The sequence below is a fragment of the Varibaculum timonense genome (genome assembly GCF_027694345.1).
In the GTDB taxonomy this organism is placed as follows: Bacteria; Actinomycetota; Actinomycetes; order Actinomycetales; family Actinomycetaceae; genus Varibaculum; species Varibaculum timonense_A.
Genome location: NZ_JAQEVU010000008.1, coordinates 90956 through 108724, shown reverse-complemented (window position 1 = coordinate 108724; position 17769 = coordinate 90956). Strand labels below are relative to the sequence as shown.

The 17769-nt window shown below is 49.6% G+C and carries 21 protein-coding genes, 2 tRNA genes and 2 pseudogenes; 12 read left to right on the top strand and 13 right to left on the bottom strand.

The features are described from left to right. Positions 1-44: 44 nt before the first annotated feature. Positions 45-121: transfer RNA gene (locus tag PG728_RS08105), tRNA-Pro, on the bottom strand. 76 nt (positions 122-197) lie between these two features. On the opposite strand from PG728_RS08105, the gene PG728_RS08100 reads away from it, so the two are divergent. Next, positions 198-271 (top strand) — tRNA-Gly (locus tag PG728_RS08100). Between the two features lie 192 nt (positions 272-463). Further along, complete coding sequence (locus PG728_RS08095) at positions 464-979, top strand: ClbS/DfsB family four-helix bundle protein (RefSeq protein WP_270626925.1); 516 nt, start codon at positions 464-466, stop codon at positions 977-979. 204 nt (positions 980-1183) lie between these two features. Here the strand turns inward: PG728_RS08095 and PG728_RS08090 are convergent. Further along, a pseudogene (locus PG728_RS08090) lies at positions 1184-1680 on the bottom strand (phage tail protein); the annotation flags it as partial. A gap of 84 nt (positions 1681-1764) precedes the next feature. Between PG728_RS08090 and PG728_RS08085 the strand changes: the two are divergent. The 5 genes from PG728_RS08085 (at position 1765) to PG728_RS08065 (ending at position 5634) form a co-directional block, all read left to right on the top strand. Further along, positions 1765-2136 carry a PH domain-containing protein gene (locus PG728_RS08085; RefSeq protein WP_333558173.1) on the top strand — a complete coding sequence of 124 codons (372 nt, stop codon included), beginning with the start codon at positions 1765-1767 and terminating at the stop codon, positions 2134-2136. A 225-nt stretch (positions 2137-2361) separates the two neighbouring features. After that, positions 2362-3258 (top strand): ABC transporter ATP-binding protein, encoded by an 897-nt coding sequence (locus PG728_RS08080; RefSeq protein ID WP_270626921.1) that lies wholly within the window; start codon positions 2362-2364, stop codon positions 3256-3258. A 1-nt stretch (position 3259) separates the two neighbouring features. Then, positions 3260-4141 (top strand): hypothetical protein, encoded by an 882-nt coding sequence (locus PG728_RS08075; RefSeq protein ID WP_270626919.1) that lies wholly within the window; start codon positions 3260-3262, stop codon positions 4139-4141. Between the two features lie 798 nt (positions 4142-4939). Further along, entirely contained in the window at positions 4940-5125 is a 186-nt protein-coding gene (locus PG728_RS08070; protein ID WP_270626917.1) for a sodium:proton antiporter, read from the top strand. After that, complete coding sequence (locus tag PG728_RS08065) at positions 5122-5634, top strand: alpha/beta fold hydrolase (RefSeq protein WP_270626916.1); 513 nt, start codon at positions 5122-5124, stop codon at positions 5632-5634. Before PG728_RS08070 ends, PG728_RS08065 begins: the two co-directional genes overlap by 4 nt. A 162-nt stretch (positions 5635-5796) precedes the next feature. Here PG728_RS08065 and PG728_RS09370 read toward each other — a convergent pair whose 3' ends face one another. The 6 genes from PG728_RS09370 to PG728_RS08040 all read right to left on the bottom strand — a co-directional run bounded on the left by PG728_RS09370 (position 5797) and on the right by PG728_RS08040 (position 12447). Next, on the bottom strand, positions 5797-5886 hold the full coding sequence (locus tag PG728_RS09370) for a MerR family transcriptional regulator (protein ID WP_408648220.1): 90 nt from the start codon (positions 5884-5886) through the stop codon (positions 5797-5799). 129 nt (positions 5887-6015) lie between these two features. Then, the gene (locus tag PG728_RS08060) at positions 6016-7782 is read right to left on the bottom strand and encodes an ABC transporter ATP-binding protein (protein WP_270626915.1); all 1767 of its coding nucleotides are present in this window, start codon (positions 7780-7782) and stop codon (positions 6016-6018) included. Between the two features lies 1 nt (position 7783). Next, the gene (locus PG728_RS08055; RefSeq protein WP_270626914.1) at positions 7784-9598 is read right to left on the bottom strand and encodes an ABC transporter ATP-binding protein; all 1815 of its coding nucleotides are present in this window, start codon (positions 9596-9598) and stop codon (positions 7784-7786) included. 13 nt (positions 9599-9611) lie between these two features. After that, on the bottom strand, positions 9612-11075 hold the full coding sequence (locus PG728_RS08050) for an ABC transporter ATP-binding protein (RefSeq protein WP_270626912.1): 1464 nt from the start codon (positions 11073-11075) through the stop codon (positions 9612-9614). Continuing rightward, a complete protein-coding gene (locus PG728_RS08045; protein ID WP_270626911.1) occupies positions 11072-11881 on the bottom strand; it encodes an energy-coupling factor transporter transmembrane component T in 810 nt (269 codons plus the stop codon). The genes PG728_RS08050 and PG728_RS08045 overlap by 4 nt, the downstream gene beginning before the upstream one ends. Further along, positions 11881-12447, bottom strand: a complete 567-nt coding sequence (locus PG728_RS08040; protein WP_270626910.1) for an MptD family putative ECF transporter S component — start codon at positions 12445-12447, stop codon at positions 11881-11883. The genes PG728_RS08045 and PG728_RS08040 overlap by 1 nt, the downstream gene beginning before the upstream one ends. A gap of 222 nt (positions 12448-12669) precedes the next feature. On the opposite strand from PG728_RS08040, the gene PG728_RS08035 reads away from it, so the two are divergent. Continuing rightward, positions 12670-12819 carry a hypothetical protein gene (locus PG728_RS08035; protein WP_270626909.1) on the top strand — a complete coding sequence of 50 codons (150 nt, stop codon included), beginning with the start codon at positions 12670-12672 and terminating at the stop codon, positions 12817-12819. A 98-nt stretch (positions 12820-12917) separates the two neighbouring features. On the opposite strand, the gene PG728_RS08030 is transcribed toward PG728_RS08035, so the two are convergent. Further along, positions 12918-13175 (bottom strand): hypothetical protein, encoded by a 258-nt coding sequence (locus tag PG728_RS08030; protein WP_456300839.1) that lies wholly within the window; start codon positions 13173-13175, stop codon positions 12918-12920. 94 nt (positions 13176-13269) lie between these two features. Between PG728_RS08030 and PG728_RS08025 the strand changes: the two genes are divergently transcribed. After that, the gene (locus PG728_RS08025) at positions 13270-13425 is read left to right on the top strand and encodes a hypothetical protein (protein ID WP_270626908.1); all 156 of its coding nucleotides are present in this window, start codon (positions 13270-13272) and stop codon (positions 13423-13425) included. 200 nt (positions 13426-13625) lie between these two features. On the opposite strand, the gene PG728_RS08020 is transcribed toward PG728_RS08025, so the two are convergent. Then, positions 13626-14339, bottom strand: a complete 714-nt coding sequence (locus tag PG728_RS08020; RefSeq protein ID WP_270626906.1) for a TetR/AcrR family transcriptional regulator — start codon at positions 14337-14339, stop codon at positions 13626-13628. A gap of 92 nt (positions 14340-14431) precedes the next feature. Between PG728_RS08020 and PG728_RS08015 the strand changes: the two genes are divergently transcribed. The 3 genes from PG728_RS08015 (at position 14432) to PG728_RS08005 (ending at position 16571) form a co-directional block, all read left to right on the top strand. Then, positions 14432-15655 carry an MFS transporter gene (locus tag PG728_RS08015; RefSeq protein ID WP_270626904.1) on the top strand — a complete coding sequence of 408 codons (1224 nt, stop codon included), beginning with the start codon at positions 14432-14434 and terminating at the stop codon, positions 15653-15655. 383 nt (positions 15656-16038) lie between these two features. Further along, positions 16039-16371, top strand: a complete 333-nt coding sequence (locus tag PG728_RS08010; RefSeq protein ID WP_270626902.1) for a hypothetical protein — start codon at positions 16039-16041, stop codon at positions 16369-16371. Beyond that, positions 16368-16571, top strand: a complete 204-nt coding sequence (locus PG728_RS08005) for a DUF4357 domain-containing protein (RefSeq protein WP_270626932.1) — start codon at positions 16368-16370, stop codon at positions 16569-16571. Before PG728_RS08010 ends, PG728_RS08005 begins: the two co-directional genes overlap by 4 nt. Here PG728_RS08005 and PG728_RS08000 read toward each other — a convergent pair. From PG728_RS08000 to PG728_RS07990, 3 genes and pseudogenes are all read right to left on the bottom strand, one after another. Continuing rightward, positions 16568-16915 carry a hypothetical protein gene (locus tag PG728_RS08000; RefSeq protein WP_270626900.1) on the bottom strand — a complete coding sequence of 116 codons (348 nt, stop codon included), beginning with the start codon at positions 16913-16915 and terminating at the stop codon, positions 16568-16570. The two genes, PG728_RS08005 and PG728_RS08000, sit on opposite strands and share 4 nt — an antisense overlap. 168 nt (positions 16916-17083) lie before the next feature. After that, positions 17084-17293, bottom strand: a pseudogene (locus PG728_RS07995) (terminase large subunit); the annotation flags it as partial. Positions 17294-17395: 102 nt separating this feature from the next. Then, complete coding sequence (locus PG728_RS07990) at positions 17396-17719, bottom strand: Nmad4 family putative nucleotide modification protein (RefSeq protein ID WP_456300838.1); 324 nt, start codon at positions 17717-17719, stop codon at positions 17396-17398. Positions 17720-17769: the final 50 nt, after the last annotated feature.

Here is a 17769-nt window from a genome sequence, read left to right as displayed (position 1 = left end):
AAAAATCCCGCGACATATGCGGACATATGTCGCGGGACATCACATGGTCGGGGCGACAGGATTTGAACCTGCGACACCCTGCTCCCAAAGCAGGTGCGCTACCAAGCTGCGCCACGCCCCGTTGGTTTTTTATTTCAACCTCTAATAGGTTACACTGTTCTGGCGGGATTCGTTAAATGGAGACGAAAACCCGGATTGCGAGTGTAGCTCAATGGTAGAGCCCCAGCCTTCCAAGCTGGTCATGCGGGTTCGATTCCCGTCACTCGCTCCACTTAGACGTCGAAAATGATAAGTACCCTTTTGCGTTAGCGAGTATCGCTTAGGGGGGTGTGAAAAATTGACCGCGTTAGCGGGTTTGGGTTTTGCGTTACCTAGTATCGTGTTTTCCTTGTTCGGGTAGGGTTTTGTGGTTTAGCTAGCTAACGGAACGTGAAATTGACGCTGGTTCGCAAGGAGGTGTGTGGTGAAATCGTATGAGTCTGGTGCTGAGCTGGCTGCAGAGATTACTAAGCGTGGCGAACTTTTTATCGGCGAGTTCGCAGGTGTTCCTGGCGATGGTTGGGACCGGCTGGTTGATGGTGTTGATCGCACGCCTCGGCAGATGATTGCCTATCAGCTTGGTTGGATGGAATTACTGCTCGGCTGGGAACGTGACGAACAAGCCGGTCTTGACGTGGTGACTCCGGCACCTGGCTATAAGTGGAATCAGCTGGGTGGCTTGTATGAGTCGTTCTATCAGCGCTGGGAACAGGTATCTATGGAGGATTTGATCGACAGGTTCAAGATCCTGCTTGGTGAGCTGGTTCAGATGGTGGGTGGCCTAACCGAGTCAGAATTGTTTGAGTCTGGTCGGCGGGCGTGGGCTTCTTCTACCCCGTCGGCGTGGCCGGTGTGGAAATGGGTGCATATCAACACCGTCGCGCCATTTACGACGTTTCGTACCAAAATCAGGAAGTGGAAGAAACTGGCAGCCTGCTAGCAATAGGCACGGTGATTTCACTGCCGATTCTGAAGACGAACTGGATCTCGTTGGCTCCGATAATGCGTGGTCGATGAATGCTGTCCACTGGGATGGTTGAAAATGCTGGATAGGCTGGTCGCCCAACTGGGTGTAGGCGGTTTTGATCGCAGTGGCCTTGGCGCTCTTGGCAGTAATCTCGGCATCGATGGCTTGTTTGCGGTCCAGGGTTTTCTGGTATTTAGCTTCTAACTGGGTGTATTTGGCGTTGTAGTCAATCCCATCTTTCATCGCTGAGCCAAAGCCTTTAGCGATACCTGCGATGGCGTGCCCGATAGCCTTACCCCGCCAACAACCGCCTCAGCAGCCAGATTCGCCTTGAGCACGTCACCGAAGATGCGAGTCTTGCCTGAGATGTCGTCCATCTGCTAACCCAGCTCATCTACAGCATTTTCTAGGTGTTCAGTGTCCTTAGCGGCAGTTTTCGCATCATCACTCTTAAGGGTCTGGATCTTGGATTTTTGCGCCTCAATCTCTTTGCCCAAAACCTGGTTACGAGCCGTAAGCGCTGAAGCAGACTTATCGTTCTTATCGAACTGAGAAGCCACCAATTTCATCTCAGATCCCAAAACCCGCATCTCACGATTAATATCCGTGATCGCGCGCTTAAACTCCCGCTCACCCTCAGGACCAATCTTCAAACCAAAACTAGAGTCAGCCACAGTGGTTAAATCCTCGACTTGTGAATTTTAAATATGGGAAACTGGTTAGGTAGAAAAGCAATAACCTGAGAAAGAGGTTTAGTTATGGAAATGGCGACAGTAGCAACATGGACGTTCATGAACGAGGTGCCCATACCTCAGGATGTGGCGCAGTTGCTTGTTGAGGGTGAGCAGCCCTACGCGGCATTTAAAACGATGCGTGATTCAGCTATTTTCACGTCAAAACGTCTCATTGTTCGTGACGCGCAGGGATTGACTGGAAAGAAAGTAGAAATCTATTCACTTCCATACAGCGCTATTAATATGTGGTCGACAGAAAACGCTGGACGCTTGGATTTCAACGCTGAAGTTGAACTATGGACAAGAGCAGGCCACATAAAAATCAGTCTTGGTAAACAAGTCGATGTCAGGCGTATTGACCAGCTCATAGCCCACTGCATTCTCAACCACCACTAGCCGCTAAATACCAGCCGGTATCACATCATCAATAAACCAAACCCTCTTGGGCTGTGCTCTGCCAGTCTCGATACGCCAACAATCAACGAGGTTGAGTAGTTCACCATTGACTTTGGCGGCTCAGTCTCAGCGAATGCCGAATCGGCAAAAAGGTTTGGCAAATAGTTCAGGAAGAGTTATCTCGGTGGAGTATGTCGTTAATTACTGAAAGTGATAGGAGGGGTAATGGACAAGGTTGTTGACTGTCTTGGCCTGAGTAAGACCTACCGGACAGGGACGGTGGCGCTTGAGGGTCTCAATTTCTCTGTAGAAAAGGGTGCCATTCATGGGCTAGTGGGTAGGAATGGGGCCGGTAAGACTACGTTGATGAAGTGCCTATTTAGTCTGATTCGACCCACATCCGGCACCGTTAATGTATTCGGCCATCCTGCCGGGCAGATGGCCCACAAGGTGGGTGGGTTGATTGAAATGCCTGCCTTCTATAAACACCTTAGCGGAAGGCAAAATTTGGCCCTATTTGCCGGATATTTCGGTGTGGACAGTGCTGAATGTGGGCGCATCCTCGATCTTGTTGGATTGGCCAATCGAGCTGAAGATAAGTCCTCAGGATACTCTCTCGGCATGAAGCAGCGGCTCGGCATAGCCATTGCCCTTCTGGGCAAGCCCGAGTTGTTGATTCTTGATGAGCCGGTAAACGGCCTGGACCCGCAGGCGATTGCGGAAACGAGAGATTTGATGAGGACTCTTCGGGAGTCCGGAACTACAATCTTGCTTTCCAGCCATCTGCTAGGGGAAATTGAGCAAGTTTGCGATACCGTCACCGTCCTGGAGTCTGGCAGACTTGTGGCTAACGGTACGCCAGAGCAGCTTCGCCAACAGTTCAACGGTCAGGCTCCATTAGAGCTGCAGGTGGGGGACCCGGCTACGGCTTCACAGCTATTGGAGGGTATGGGTGTCAAGGTTAAGGTCGAGGGGTCAAGCCTCCTTGCCTATTTGCCGGAGGATGTGAGTGCATCAGATCTGGTCAAGGTCCTAGTTAAGGAAGATATCGAGGTTGGGGCAGTCAAAAGACGAGATTCCCTAGAGGCTGCCTATCTGTCGATGACTCAGAAGGAGCAGTGAAATGAATACTGTTAGTGTCCAGAAAAGCTCGTCAACAGATTTGTGGCAGATCGTTCGCACAGATGTGAAGGCGGCGACCCTTAGACCGGCGATTCGGATAGCTGTGCTCATCTGGGTTCTCCAGATTGTGATTTTTGCTTACGTAATTCCGTACATTGTCTACCACACTGCGACCGATGCAATCGGGTCCGAAGCTGCTGAAGCTCTACGGGCAGGCCTCGAGCTGTCGGTGTTGGGTGAATATGTGACTGCTTCTGTCCCTCTTTACGGTATTCCCGTTGGCGTGACAGTGGGAGCGATCCTGGTCTGCAGTGACTACGAGTCAAGGACCTTAGGTGTCCTGTTGGCAAGGATCCCCAAGCGCTGGTGGCTTGGAGTCGGCCGATTGGTCACCATGGCTGTCGTCTCCTTGGCTATGGCCTTGTGTTCTTTTATTGCGGCGACTATTTGCTCCACTATTTTCACTGCTATTCGAGGTGCGGGGTTCGGCTTTGATTTCGGTGGAACGATGTTGGGTCTTGGTGCCACGGCTCTCGGGCTCTTCTCATATGCAATCTTGGGGTCTTTGTTCGGGTATCTGACTAGGTCGATATTGGGTGCTGTGGTGCTTAGCCTTGGCTGGACCTTTGGCATTGAAACGCTTGGCATTGGAATGCTGTCCGGATCTTCTGACTTCTTCAAAGTCTTGCACGGGTTCACCTTGACTGGGAATATTGGTTCACTTCCGGCAGCGGTGGACAGAACTGAAGTGCTCAGTCTCCTGTCTTCGCCCGGGGTTAACACCCTGCATTCAGGCCTAGTAGCTGTGATTTTCATATTTTGCTGGCTGGTGGTTTGCGCGTCCGTGGGTATCTCTCTTTTGTGCAGAAGGGACGTAGCCTAGCAAATAACTTCCACTCCCAATGCCGGCTCTGCCCACTCATCAGGGTCGGCAGCATCGTCCTCCAGAGGCTCATCTCGGTTATCTCAATTGGTGCGGAAGGGGCGCAGCAGGCCTTCCCTCGGTACGTTGGCGGACGGGTTTAAGGGCAGCTCGGTAGAGTCAGTCTAACTTATGAAGTCAGCTGGTCCGATGTAGGACGAGCGTTGTTCCCGCCGCGTTCGCATCCGACCCTTTGAGTGGTACCCGCTAACGGAAGGCAAGGATCACACCCCCTCTGCCGCAGAGTGGGCAGAGATCGAGGAATAGAATCACTCAGTCATGCGGCGCAAACAGAAAGACAATTCGCTGAACTCACGCCTGAAGCAACAAAACCCCTGATCAACAGGGGTTCTTGCGCTCACGCTGCGGTTATCAAATCCGATGTCTTAATATCCACTTGGACGTCGAAAATGATAAATCCTCGTGAGCGTTAGCGAGTATCGCTTAGGGGGTGAAAAATCGCTTGCGTTAGCGGGTTTGGGTTTTACGTTACCTAGTATCGTGTTTTCCCCTGTTCGGGTAGGGTTTTGGGGTTTAACTAGCTAACAGAGATAAAAAATGGGTTAATACCCAAATGCGCCTATCTGGCTCGCGAATAACGTTGTTTTAGTGGTGTCGGTATGAGTTGTTTTTAGCTCACCCTCCAGGCCAATCTTCAAACTAAAAGACGAATCAGCCATGAGTGTTTACCTCTCTTTCCGGTAACGGCATTTATGGGATAATCAGTGAACGAGCACGTAAAAAGGGGAAAGGGTATCTATGGGAAAGAACAATGCTCGAGTGCGTAACTGGTTGGTGTTGGTAGCTGTTGGGCTATTATTTGCAGCTGTCTGTTTTGCTGTTTTCGGGTTCACGCACGTGGTTTCGCCAGTAACCGCTATCGGAAATGCTGCTGGTTTTCTGATAACTAGCCTGGTCGTGGGTTTTTTCGCGGAGCGTAAATGAATGATGCGCAAAAGGTCGTGTTCTTGCACGGGTTGGGTGAAACCCGTGATGTTTGGAACCCGGTAATAAAACAGCTTCCGCAAACCGAGTGCATAGCTCTAGAGGTTTTGAGAACGAAACCGCCGCTGGCTTGCTGGTCGCTCAAGGACGTATGTACCCAGATTGCTGACTCGCTTACCGAACCAGTTCACCTGGTCGGGTTATCGTTGGGTGCAGTGATTGCTTTAAATATCGCCCTCACCCATCCAGGCAAGGTGTCCTCACTGTTTGTTTCAGCTCCGCAAGCTAAACCCCCAAAACTGTTGATGAATCTGCAAAAGACACTAATGCGAGTTTTACCAACAAAATGGGTCTGTCCGCCACAGCTAAGCAAACCTGAGCTGCTGAGCGTGCTCGATAGTTTGAAAGATTTAGACCTCACTTCGCAGCTACCTGCTTTATCGATGCCCGTAACTGTGGTTTGCGGTAGCAAAGATAAAGCAAACCTGCCTGCCGCCCACAAAATCTAAAGCCTTATCCCCACAGCTCACCTAGAGGTTATCCAAGGCGCAGGGCACCAGTGGCACGCCACCCATCCTCAGCTATTCACCGGTTATCTCACGAAACATTTAACCCACTAAACACCAGCAAGAATAATATCGTCGATAAATTCAAGTAAGTAGTAAAACTTCTTACTCGCTGTAGTTGCAATACCCTCCTGCGTCCCTCGCAGGATTCAACAGTCCCTGAGCTTCGTAATATTCAATGGCTTTGGAAGCCAACCCGGTTTCGATTTACACCTCTGAGCGAGCATTAGCATCGAGAGTTCCCACGGTAAATTCTAGTGAATATACTCCAGCTACTGCTTCTTTAAGTTTTAAAGGTCCTTGCTTAATCCAACCTGTTCCGTACTAATGTGCGGCTATTTTCCATCCAGAGGCGGCCTGACGCTCATTCCAAAAATCTCGGTAAATCCCCTGGCAGCTTATTAGTTGATTGTGGGTGCCAATCTGAGCCACATGCCCATGATCATCTAGAACCACAATCTGGTCAGCCTGAGTAATCGTGTGGAGTTTATGCGCGATTACCAACATGGTGGATTGGCGACGTAATACTTCGAAAGAGCGCAGCAGATTTGCTTCATTTTCGGCATCAAGAGCGCTGGTAGCTTCATCGAAGAGTACAATCGGAGCATTTTTTAAAATAGCGCGAGCAATTGAAACTCGTTGGCGTTCCCCTCCTGATAATGCGCATCCACCTTCACCAACTTTTGTATCCCAACCATCGGGAAGTCGGCTGACAATATCGTTGACTCCTGCTAGTTCTGCCGCACGTAGTAGAGCCTCTTTAGGGGCATTGGAGTTACCGATGCGGATATTTGCTTCCAAAGTGTCATCGAAAAGATAGACATCTTGGAAAACCATTGAAATTTGGCTCATTAAATCTTCAGTCGTTAGTTCTCTAACATCTCGATCACCAACGAGTACTGCACCCGAGTTTACATCCCAAAATCGACAAATCAAGCGGGCAATAGTGGTTTTACCGGCGCCCGAAGGGCCAACAAGTGCAGTCATAGTGTGGGGAGCGACGGTGAAACTGACTTTGTTTAGAACCTGTTTATCGTTCCCATAAGCAAAATCAACCTCTCGAAGCTCAACTTGATGAGGTAATGGTTGGGGTAGCGAAGTTTCTGGCTCGGGCAGAGGGCGCGCATCCAGTACTTCGTTAATAGTCGCCATTGTCGGGCCAACTGCCAGTAGCCCGGTTCGACAATTAGAAATAGTGGAAAGGTAATGAGTGATTTCCAGGCTTATCCCAATAACCGCCACCACTGCCAGGGGAGCAAGGCTTCCAGTAAAAGCAAGATGAACACTGGAAATAATCATTACAACGCAAATCGTTTGCGAGGCAATGCCACCGAGAAAATTCCCGATACATTCTACCCATAGTCGGCGAGTGGATCTGCGGCGATTTTCTGCTAAAGCCGTTGCCATTTGGGGATAAATCGTCTGGTCACATGCGCGGAGCATGGATTGGCAGGTAGAGAATTCTACGATTCGATCAGCTAGTTCAGTTGCCGCCGGGGCCGCATAGGCACTGGCGGCACTGTCGAGGTAGGTTAGTGCCCACATCAGAATCAGGTAACAGATTAGGCATAACGCAAAAATTGAGCCCAAGGCGGGATACCACCAAAGCAGACCAGTAAGCAGTGTCAGCAAAGTGACGGTGGCGGCGGATAGTTCCGTGAGCAAATGGGCACTCAGGTTTCCGAGCTCATTGACAGTAGCTGCCCCTAGGCGGGATAAACGCCCGGTAGTATCGGTGGAGAACCATCCCAGGGGCAGTTTTGCCAACTGATCCCCAACGCGGCGATGGACAGAGCGCATCACCGAAAAAGCGCCTTCGTAGGAGAAGCGATCTCTTATGTAGATACTGATCGCCCCGATAATCGCCGTGACGATCAGGGTTAAGATCCAGGGGGTAGCGTTATGAGTGCTTTCTTCCTGCCTGCTAGCCCAGGTGTTTGCGAGCTGAATCAGCGCAAGTAAGCCTACCCCCTGCGCAATACCGCTGATAATCCTAGTTGCCCAGCTGATACTTCTGCTGTGATTTTGCGAATTGGCGCTGAGTCGGAAATTTGTTCGAATTATGTCGATAGCTCCCATTGACTTATCCATTTTAGTTTCGTCCTCTTTCCGTAAACTCAACATTGGATGCCGACCACAGGCGACGGTAGAGTTCTATATTTTTTAGCTTCTGGTGATTACCGCAAGCCACCAACTGCCCTTTATCAAGTAGGACGATTTGATCGACGTTCTTGACCGAATCGGGACGGTGATCGATAACCAGAACAGTACGTCCGACCATTAGATGGTTAATAGCTTTCTGGATTTGTGCTTCGCATTCCGGATCTACCATGGCGGCTGCCTCATCCAATATGAGTATCGGTGCATCCAATAGTAAGGTTCTGGCGATTGCAATCCGTTGAGCTTGCCCTCCCGATAGCTTCAGATCTTCCCCGACAACACTGTCATATCCTTTAGGCAGCGCCATGATTTCGTCATGAATCTGCGCCTGGCGAGCAGCGTTAATAATCTCGGCTTCATCTGCATCGTGCCGCCCGATAGAAATGTTGTCGCGAATAGAAGCCCGCAAGAGTTGCGCATCTTGCAGTACAAACCCAAGGTGACGGTAGAGATCGGTTCTACTCAGTTCCCTAAGGTTTACTCCACCGATTAGTACTGCGCCAGTATCGGGATCCAGAAAACGGGCGGCCAATTTGGCCAGGGTGGTTTTCCCGGCTCCTGATGGTCCCATGAGAGCGGTTACTGTACCGGGTGCACAACGTAAAGAGATATTATCCAAAGCTAGGGTATGGCCATAGCTGAGCGACACATTTTTAAATTCTATGCTTGCGTCTTGAGGTAAAGACGTCGATTTCTCGGGGCAAGTGAGGGGCTTTACCCTAAGAAGATCAAGAATCCTTTTGGCTGCCGCACCCGCTAACTGATAATTCCAAGCAAGCTGGGTTACTAGGTTAATTGATGAGGGAAGTGCAATGGCAATTAAACAACCGGCAACTACTTCTACCGGACTAACCCAATGCTTGGAGACGAACCAGGGGCCGACAATCCCAAATAAGAGAACTACCAATGGAGTAGAGGTGAGGGCGGCGGTCAAGGAAGCCGCATGCACCATTGGCCGATTCCATTCCTCCATATAGTCACAGGCTTCATTGGCGCTATGGGAATATTTGCGGTGTGCTTTTCCGGTGATCCCAAAAGTCTTAACCACCTGAATGCCTTTCACGAACTCCACCATTGCGGAGGAAACCTGATCAAGTTTTGCATCAAGTTCTAAGGATTTATCGCCCATTCCCCGCATCATCACAGCGTAGGAAATAATGTAAATCGGCACCGCAACAATTACTAAAAGTCCGAGTCTTAAATCAATAATAAAGGTATAACCCGCGCAAAATATGGGCATTAGGGTAGCGATTAGTGAATCTACGGGGCGGTGTGCCACTAGCATATGTAGATTTTTTACATCGTCTTGCAGCACTTTACGCACATGGCCGGAAGTATTATCACTAAACCAAGTTAAAGGAGCTTGCCCCAGAAAACGAATAATCTTTTGCTGAATACTTGCGGATAAGCGATTATCGGCAATATGGGTAACCAGCAAGCCCACAAAATAAGCGAATAGACCTCCACAAAATGTTCCGATTAACACCTGTACCCAAAATATGATGACACTTTGGTTGGGCGATGCGCCATTACCTAGTGAAGTTAGGAGTTCGTTGCCGATCCCCACTAAGGCAACGAACGGAAAAACTCGCAAAATAGCGGATATAACCGCCATTACTCGACCAACTCGGAGCGCCAATTGTACAGGAGCTAAGAGTTCTCGTAATGCGGCTTTACCTTGTTTGCTGGTCAGCTGGATATTCGCCGCTGTATCTTTCCTTGGTTCGCTAACTTGATTATCAGTCACTTGGCTTCCTCTTTTAATGTTTCTCTTGGTCAGCTGCAGTAAGTTGCGCGTTTATTCCGCTATCGAGAGACCAGAGCAATAACTGATAATCAACAACTTCATTGATGAACTCCAAGTCGTGACTGATTATCAGGACTGCTTTGCTTTTAGCAGCTAGTGAGCGAATCTGGGAACTAATCGATAGTAGGTGCCGGTAGTCAACTCCCGAGGTAGGTTCATCGAATACGTAAAGCTCTGCCTGGCTCGCCAAGGCGTTAGCAATCACGAGACGTTGTTTTTGCCCCCCAGAAAGAGTCATCGGGTGCCGTTCAGATAATCCTTGCAACCCCAAATCACCTAGAAGCGTCTGCACCTGCTCTTCACTAAAATTGTCATTTCCTAATACAACCTCTCCCGCTGCTGTTTCGGCAAATAGCTGCCGGTTCACATCTTGCATTACTAGCACACTGCGGTTTCGTCTTTCTGCCGCCCGGCAGGATTTGCCGCTAAAACTAATATCGCTGCCCTTCTCTGGATGAGCTAACCCGATGAGGGTGCGTGCGAGAGTAGTTTTACCCGCTCCGTTCGGGCCGACTAGCGCAACTACTTTTCCCTTAGGTAAATATAGGGAAGGAATATTGAGGACGCGGTGTTTGCCGTAACTGAACCTTAAATTTTTTGCGGTAATACCGTCTGCCTGTTGATCGGGAATACATCTAACGCAAATTTCTGGTTTTTCCAGGGTGCGCAGCCCCAACTCTTTACGCTGTGTAGAAGACAAGCTAAAAAACTCATCCGCAGTAAATAAATGCTGGATTCGCCCTTCACCCATAATCGCAACTTGATCCGCTAGACCTTTTAGAGGGTAAACGCGGTGCTCGGCTACTACCAGTGTCCAGCCTGCGCTTTTTAGCCTTTGTAAGACTTTGCTGAATGCAGAAATTGCTTCCGGGGAAAGGTTAGAGGTGGGCTCGTCTAAAAGCAGGATTTTCTGCGGTCCGACCACTGCCGCTGCGCAAGCAACCAGCTGTAATTCACCTCCGGAAAGCTGACGTAACTCTTTGCCCAGCAGTCGCTGAATGCCCCAGGTGTTAATAGCTTCCGCTATTCGGTTAGCGGTTGTTTGGGGGGTATCTCCGGCATTTTCGCTCGCGAATGCTAACTCTTCTAGTACATTTGCCGTAAAAAATTGGGAACGGGGATTTTGAAAAACTGTCCCGGCGGTGCGCCCTAATTGTTGGATATCGGTTTGCACGGTATCAAGACCAGCAAGGAGGGTGTGTCCGCTCAGATTCCCCTTATAAAGTTCGGGTATTAAACCGTTCAGAAGTTTTAATAGGGTCGACTTGCCTGCTCCGGAAGGGCCGGTGATTAAGGTACAAGATCCTTTAGGGAAATCGAGGTTAATATCGCTGACTGCGCTAACGTGAGCTGATGAGGTTTCTTCGTCCGGGTTGAACTGGTAATCGAAGGAAACATGGCCGATTGAGGTTCTCATTTGAATCCGCCCGAGAGTATAGCTAGATGATCCGAGTAGGGGATGAGAGCAATCAGGGCGACTAGCGTCAATATCCAGAGGGCGTCTAGTCGATTAAATCGAAGCTGTTTTAAAGTGCTTGGGAAAATAGTGGATCCTAAACCGCGCACCATGCCGGCGGCGGTCATTTCATCAGCGGTTCGGGCACAGGATGCCAGCAAGGGAACTAAAACCATTTCTAGAAAATGGAGGGGATGTAAGAGGGCGCGCCATCCCATTTGTAATCCCCGCAGAGACATTGCTTCTCTTACTGCACGGTATTCTCGAAATACTGTCGGTATGAATCGTAATAGCACTACCAGAGGAACGGTTATAGCTATTGGTATACGTAATTCGCGAAGACCAGCTACGAGTTCTCCGGGGACGATAGCTTTAATCGCGTAACCTGCCAGACCGCCAACAGTGCAGAGCTTTATCATCCAGAAGCCTAAAACCACTAGAAACGCAGTGAGGGCGCTTGGCCAGATTCTTGGGAAAAGATAGATACAAGCAATCCAGGTTCCTTCCACGGCAAGGAAACCTAACGCCCATGAATAGCAACGCGTCGATAGTAAAGCCAAGAGTGCGATGCCTGCCACCAGGAAAGTTATCGCCATGGGTAGTCGCGACATTACCAGGGCATTTAATACAAAAATGACCAGTAAAACGGTGCGCGGATCTGGCCGGGAATGCCGTTGGTTAGCTGCTAAGATTTCAGCGCTGGTGACTTGATCCTGGTGATAGCTTGCTGCTGATCCGTGGTTGCTGCTTTGACATTGAAGAGTCATTACTTTGCGATGCCAGCTTTACGGAAGTGCCGGGCCATTAGAGAATTTCCGAAGACTCCGCCGATAAGTCCCAGAATGAAAACTCCCACACCCCAGGCCACAATCATCCATGGTGACAAGAACCAGCGTAATGAGTCTGCATAGGCGGTTCCCATAGAGTCGGCAACATAATTGTAGTAGCCCTGAGGATCAATGAATACGGGGAACCAAGGCACCACGTACCAAATGGACATGACGGCGTATCCTAAAACCCGAAAAACCGTTGAGTTTTTAGCGAAGAGGAAGTCTGCGGCTAATCCCAGCACAGGTGCAAGCAGGACAACAATCCAGGGGTGCCCGGTAATTACCATTAAACTCCCTACTAATAGTCCCATTAGTGCCAAGGCGCCAATCTTCGGTACCCGCGACTTAAATAGCATGACTACGGCGCCGTTAGCGATAAGTCCTAAGGCATAGCCCACGAACATCATTGCTGGATTAATAATGCCTAGCATTCCGGTGCCGAAAACTAGCACAAAATAAATTGCGGTGAAAACGCCAATGTTGATAAAGTCGCGTGTTTTCATGCGATACACCCCTTCTAATTATTTATTAGGCGAGCTTTACCTAATAAAAGGATATGTGAGTGCCCCTATTGGGTCAAGTAGTATCCGGGTAATCTAACCGACACATAGGCAGAGAAAGGGAAGGGCGAAGTGGATAACTATTCGTCAGACCAAACCTATTAACAGATTTACTAGCCCCTAAACAGCGGCGAACCTAGAAGTCGTCTAAGGTGCAGGGCATCAGTGGCATGCCGCCCATCCTCAGCTATTCGCCTGTTATCTCAGGAAACATTTAGCCCGCTAAATCTCGGCTGGAATAATATCATCGATAAACCAGATGCGTTTCGGCTGGGCTCTGCCGGTTTCGATGCGCCAGCAGTCCACCAGGTCTAACAGTTCGCCGAATATGGTGAGGTCGATTTGCATGCGGGTCAGTCCCAGGTGGGCGAGCCCGATATAGGTTAGGCGGGTAAAGATTGCCTCGTCACTATCTATTTGGTGTCCTTTTTCTTGGTTTGTCCTTTTGGGTTGGGGGTCTCGGTCATGATTGCTCGCCGGGTGTCGCGCTGTAATGCCTGGGCGATAGCCTCTCGATAGTCAGCTAAATCTGCAGGCACAGTTAGGAGTTCTACTGCTTTTTCGGTCAGTTCTGGGCGCTTATTGTCTGGATGGGTGAGGTTGTGTGTTTGTACGGACTGGTTAGCGAGCAGGGCGATAAGCCAGATTACCTCACCGAGTGACTTATCCATATCTTCGCTAGTTTCCAGGGCTTGACCTAAATGTTCTACCCCTCCGTAAAGTTGAGCTATCAGGCGGGTCGCGCGGGTAGTGAGGAAGCCAATAGTGGAAGATTTCGTCGGCTTCTTTCTTCACGTTGATGTTCATCAAAGAGGTAAACCGGAAGTCGAGATGGATGTTTCCTCTTCGTCCATACGCAATAGGGTGGGCTCAGTATTCAATATAGGCTGCGGATTCCTGGGAGAAGCCTGTCTGCTGTGAAGGGCGATAGCTAGTTCATTGGTGGTGCCGTATTTGACGTAGTCGTACCTGTTGTTTAGGAAGCTCCGAACATGGTGGATTTTCTTGTATTCAATGGAAAATCGCAGGAAAATAGAGGGAGAGGCTGAAAAGGCTCTGCTCTTAGCTGGATGCCTTGTGATTTTGGGTAATATCTTATGTGTATTGATGAGATCTCTTGCTCATAGGTTCGTTAGGCGTTTTTCGCGAGGTAAGATCGCTATCTCTAAACCGGCGAGTACGACTTCTATGATGATTTCAAAGTATTCCTGACTCATGTGGTCTTCGTTTTTCGGGTTGGCTAGCGGAATTAAGTAGCCCTGGAGGATGTCGGCCAGCGTTGTGGAGCAGGCGGCTAGGGGCTGAAGCCGGGTAATCATTTGGTCTAGGTCGTGGCGCTGTTCTTGCTTGGTTGGGCTGCGCAAGTTGCGAGCAGTAATGCTCCACAGCATCGTGTTGATGATAATTGTGTATGCGATGTGAATGTACTGGCTAAAACCAGCGTCCCGTAGTTTTTCGTAAGCCATCTCCAAGATTGGTAGCAACGTGGCGTCCATATGTCCATATATCAGTTTGTCGGTGACTCCGGGGAATTCAAGAAAGACGGGCCTGACATTTCCTGCTAGGGAGATGAACCAATCCTTCCATTCCAGCTGCTCGTCCGGTAGCTCGATGGTGCTAGTGATTTCGCTGATTACAGAAGCGGTAATGGCGTCACGGTTTTGGTAGTGATGGTAGATGACAGAGGGAACTACTCCTAGACGCTGCGCAAGGTCGCGAATCGACCATTTTTCTAGACCGCACTCTCGGGTCAGTTTCATTGCGGCGTACATGATCTTTTCTTGCGTCAGCCAGGCGCGTCTACCCGTGTTTACCCGCTTGTCTTTATTTCCCACGAAAACAGCATAACTCAACCTCGACAATACTAGAACATTGTTCTAGTATTGTTTCAGCTTGATTGCCAGCTCATTTTGGAAAGGATGTTTTAATGTGTGCCACTAATGAACGAAACGAGAAAGTTGAATCAAAAATAACGGGACTGTTTCCCCTGTTTTTGACGGTGTTACTGGCATATATGGGGCAGATGATCCTTAATCCAATTCTGGCTCCGCTATCGCGCGAAATCGGGTTGAAGGAATGGCACATTGGCGCCACTATTTCGTTAGCGGCCATTATATTATCTCTTACCTCCACTAGGTGGGGGCGAGTCTCATTGCGATGGGGATCTCGGCGTATCTTGCTTATTGGCATGCTTGCGGGAATCTTGGCTCTAGGCGGATTTACTATGGTGGTGTGGCTAGGATTTAAAGGTCTGCTCACCGGCATGGCGTTGATTCTAGGAGTAGTCATAACTAGGGGTGTGCTGTACGGCGGTGCCATCGCAGCAGTTTTCCCAGCAGCGCAAACCTACGTTGTGACTCATACCTACAGTGAGACGCAACGGGTAAAAGGTGTGGGAGTATTGGGCGCTGCACAAGGATTCTCGTCTATTCTTGGAGCCTTATTGGGCGGCAGCCTTGCAGCTATAGGAGGTTTCATGATGCCCTTGCTGGTGATGCCTCTGGTCATGCTTTTAGGCGTTGTCGTTTTGCTGCTAACATTCAAACCCAAAGGTGGAGAAGAAAAAGTCTCTCAACCGGCAAAAGTTTCCTATTTTGATTCAAGAGTATTCGTGTTCCTGGCTTGCGGTTTCCTAATGTTTACCGCTTTTTCTACCGTGGCTACACTTTTCGGCTTTTTGCTGCAGGATGTATTGAAGCTAGCGGCGGGCGTCACAGCAGGGCTCACCGCTTTGTGCATGTCAATAATGGGTGTGGTGATGATACTGGCGCAGGCCTTGGTGGCTCCAAGATTGAACTGGGGTGCTAAAAAACTCTTTAGAAGAGGATTAATAATCGTTCTTCTCGGGTTACTGCTCTTGGTTTATCCACTAAATCTTGGATTGTTCATCGCGGCCAGCATCTTGACAGGCTTTGGTCTAGGTCTGGCGATGCCTGGCTACAACACGGCGCCTACTTTGCAAATGAAGCCCGAAGAGCAAGGTGGGCTGGCCGGGTTGATTAATGCTAACAATGGTGCGGCCTATGTAGTGGCGCCGATAGCCTCCACCGCACTTTACGGGCTCTCTCCGTGGCTACCAATGACATGTTGCACAGTCTTGATAGCTGCGGCAATTTTGCTGAGCTTTTACCACCCCGAGTTCCGCGAATAATCTCTTTATGATTAGAAGCAAAAATTATAATACCCCTGCTAAAGCGGTGTTGACTTCAGCAGAGATACGACGCCTAGTCGCTGCGAGATTCAAACAAACTTAAACGTCAGAAAACCCCATGCAAACACGGGGTCATTCAGCTCAATCACTTGTAACGGCGTGTATATCCTTCTTGGGAATGACCCAGAAGCTATTGAGAACACATGGTGCTATATAGGTAAGACAGAAAACTTCGTTGAGCGCTTACGCGATTATGACAAAAAGAAGCCGCAGTGGGAAAAGGTCGTTATTATCGCTAGCTTGCAACGATCCTTTACGAGGGACATTGGGGGTATTTAGAAGCCCGTCTGGTTGAAATCGCTAAGAATGCTGAGCGCTGTTCTATGCCTGATAACAAGCAAACCCCTCGCAGCAGAAAGCTTTCTGAAGCGCAACGAGCATCAGCAGAATCATTCTTAGACAATATGAAGCTGATTTCGCCAATCTTGGGAGTCAACGTTTTGCGATCCCCAGAAAATACCGTGCAACCAGCTACCGCTCAGATAGTTTCTTCGCCTATTTTCCATCTGCGTAGACAAAAAGACGGGATAGACGCCTCGATGCAGCTGATTGATGGAGAGTTTTTCCTCCTGAATGGATCTATCGTGGTTGCTAGCTGGGAAATCAGTAAAGCCAGAAGCCAGGCCAGGCAACGGTTAACTCGTATGCGACTATAGCTAGTCGTCACCAAAAGTTAGTTAGTGATGGGTCAATCCGCATAGAAAATAATCGCGGCGTGGTCACCCGGGATATTGCTTTTACTTCTCCTTCCGCCGCGGCAGCCATAGTGTTAGGCACCTCGGCCAACGGTAGAGCACGCTGGGTAAATGATGAGGGACAAAATTATGGAGCCTGGGAGGAAAACAATAACTCCTAGAAAATAGCCGGTGAATAATCCGCGATGTCGATTGAATAATGGTGGTAGCCGGTGTCGTCCTCGTATCCGATATAGCGCCTGCCTGTGATAACCAGGCGAGCGCTAATTAGAGCTTTCGTGATCTGGTCTCTTAGAGCTAAGTAGTTGGTTTTCGTGAACAGGCTGATTCGGGCTTCTTCTATTTCGATGCCTGGGGTGTTGTCGGCGAAGATCTCGAAAGAATCTGTTAACGGGGTGAACACTAGATACGTGTCTGGGGCTGGGGAGGCGGTGTAGCAGCTGACTGTATAGGCGAGCCCAAGTTGTTTAGCGATGTGGCTTATGTTTTCTAAAAGCCCGCTCATGGTTTCACCTGCTGGATTCGCGCGGCTAGGGTTTGTTTCATTGCGGTGATTGCGGCTCGCTTGGTTTGTGAACGCGTAGGGGCTAGGAAGGGTCTAGCGGGCTGGTTGGAGCGCCCGTGTTCAAGAACGTTAGCGATTAGTGCGTTAGCTCTACCATCGTCTCGGTTCTCGGCGAAACCCGTACAGTTTGACCGTCCCGAAAAGGTCGCGAATGATTTGTTCTTGCCAATCAATCAACTTAAAAGGTTTTCCTGCCCACCGGCCTTTCGTATGCTTTAAGGCTTGGATGAACGCGACCGCAAAATCGGCTCGGCGTTTGTCATAGCGCGAGCTTTCAGCCAGGAACCGTGTCGGTTGATAATCAGCTAGCTGACGCATACGAATCAGTTACCTTCTATTGGTTAAAAAGTCAGTTGCTACCGGCGATAACAGGTGCCCTCATGCCCGGCGGGGCTAGGCTTCGGGCAGATTAGCTAACGCTCAGGCGATCGCATGTCCGGCGTCAGCGAAAAGGTGGTCTGACTCAGCGACGAGTTCGAGTTCGCATTCTCCACGGCCCCTCGAGTTAGACCCGAACCCGCTGACGGGTTCTTCCATCAACCGGTAGATTTGGGCGTTATTGCCAAAGCCTTCAGTCTTGGTCCAGGTAGCAAAACTTGCTAGCGTGTAGCCTCCGTAGGCAAGAACCGCCCCGTAGGAATCAACGCTAATCTGGAGGGTTTCGCTGGTGACCTTTGTGCTGTTTATGGCTGCTACCTTTCTGTTGTGTACCGTTTCGGTATGTATATACAGCCATAGACCCACGCACTTATCCAGTCATTTTCCACCTATTTTCAATAAAACTTAGAGATGTA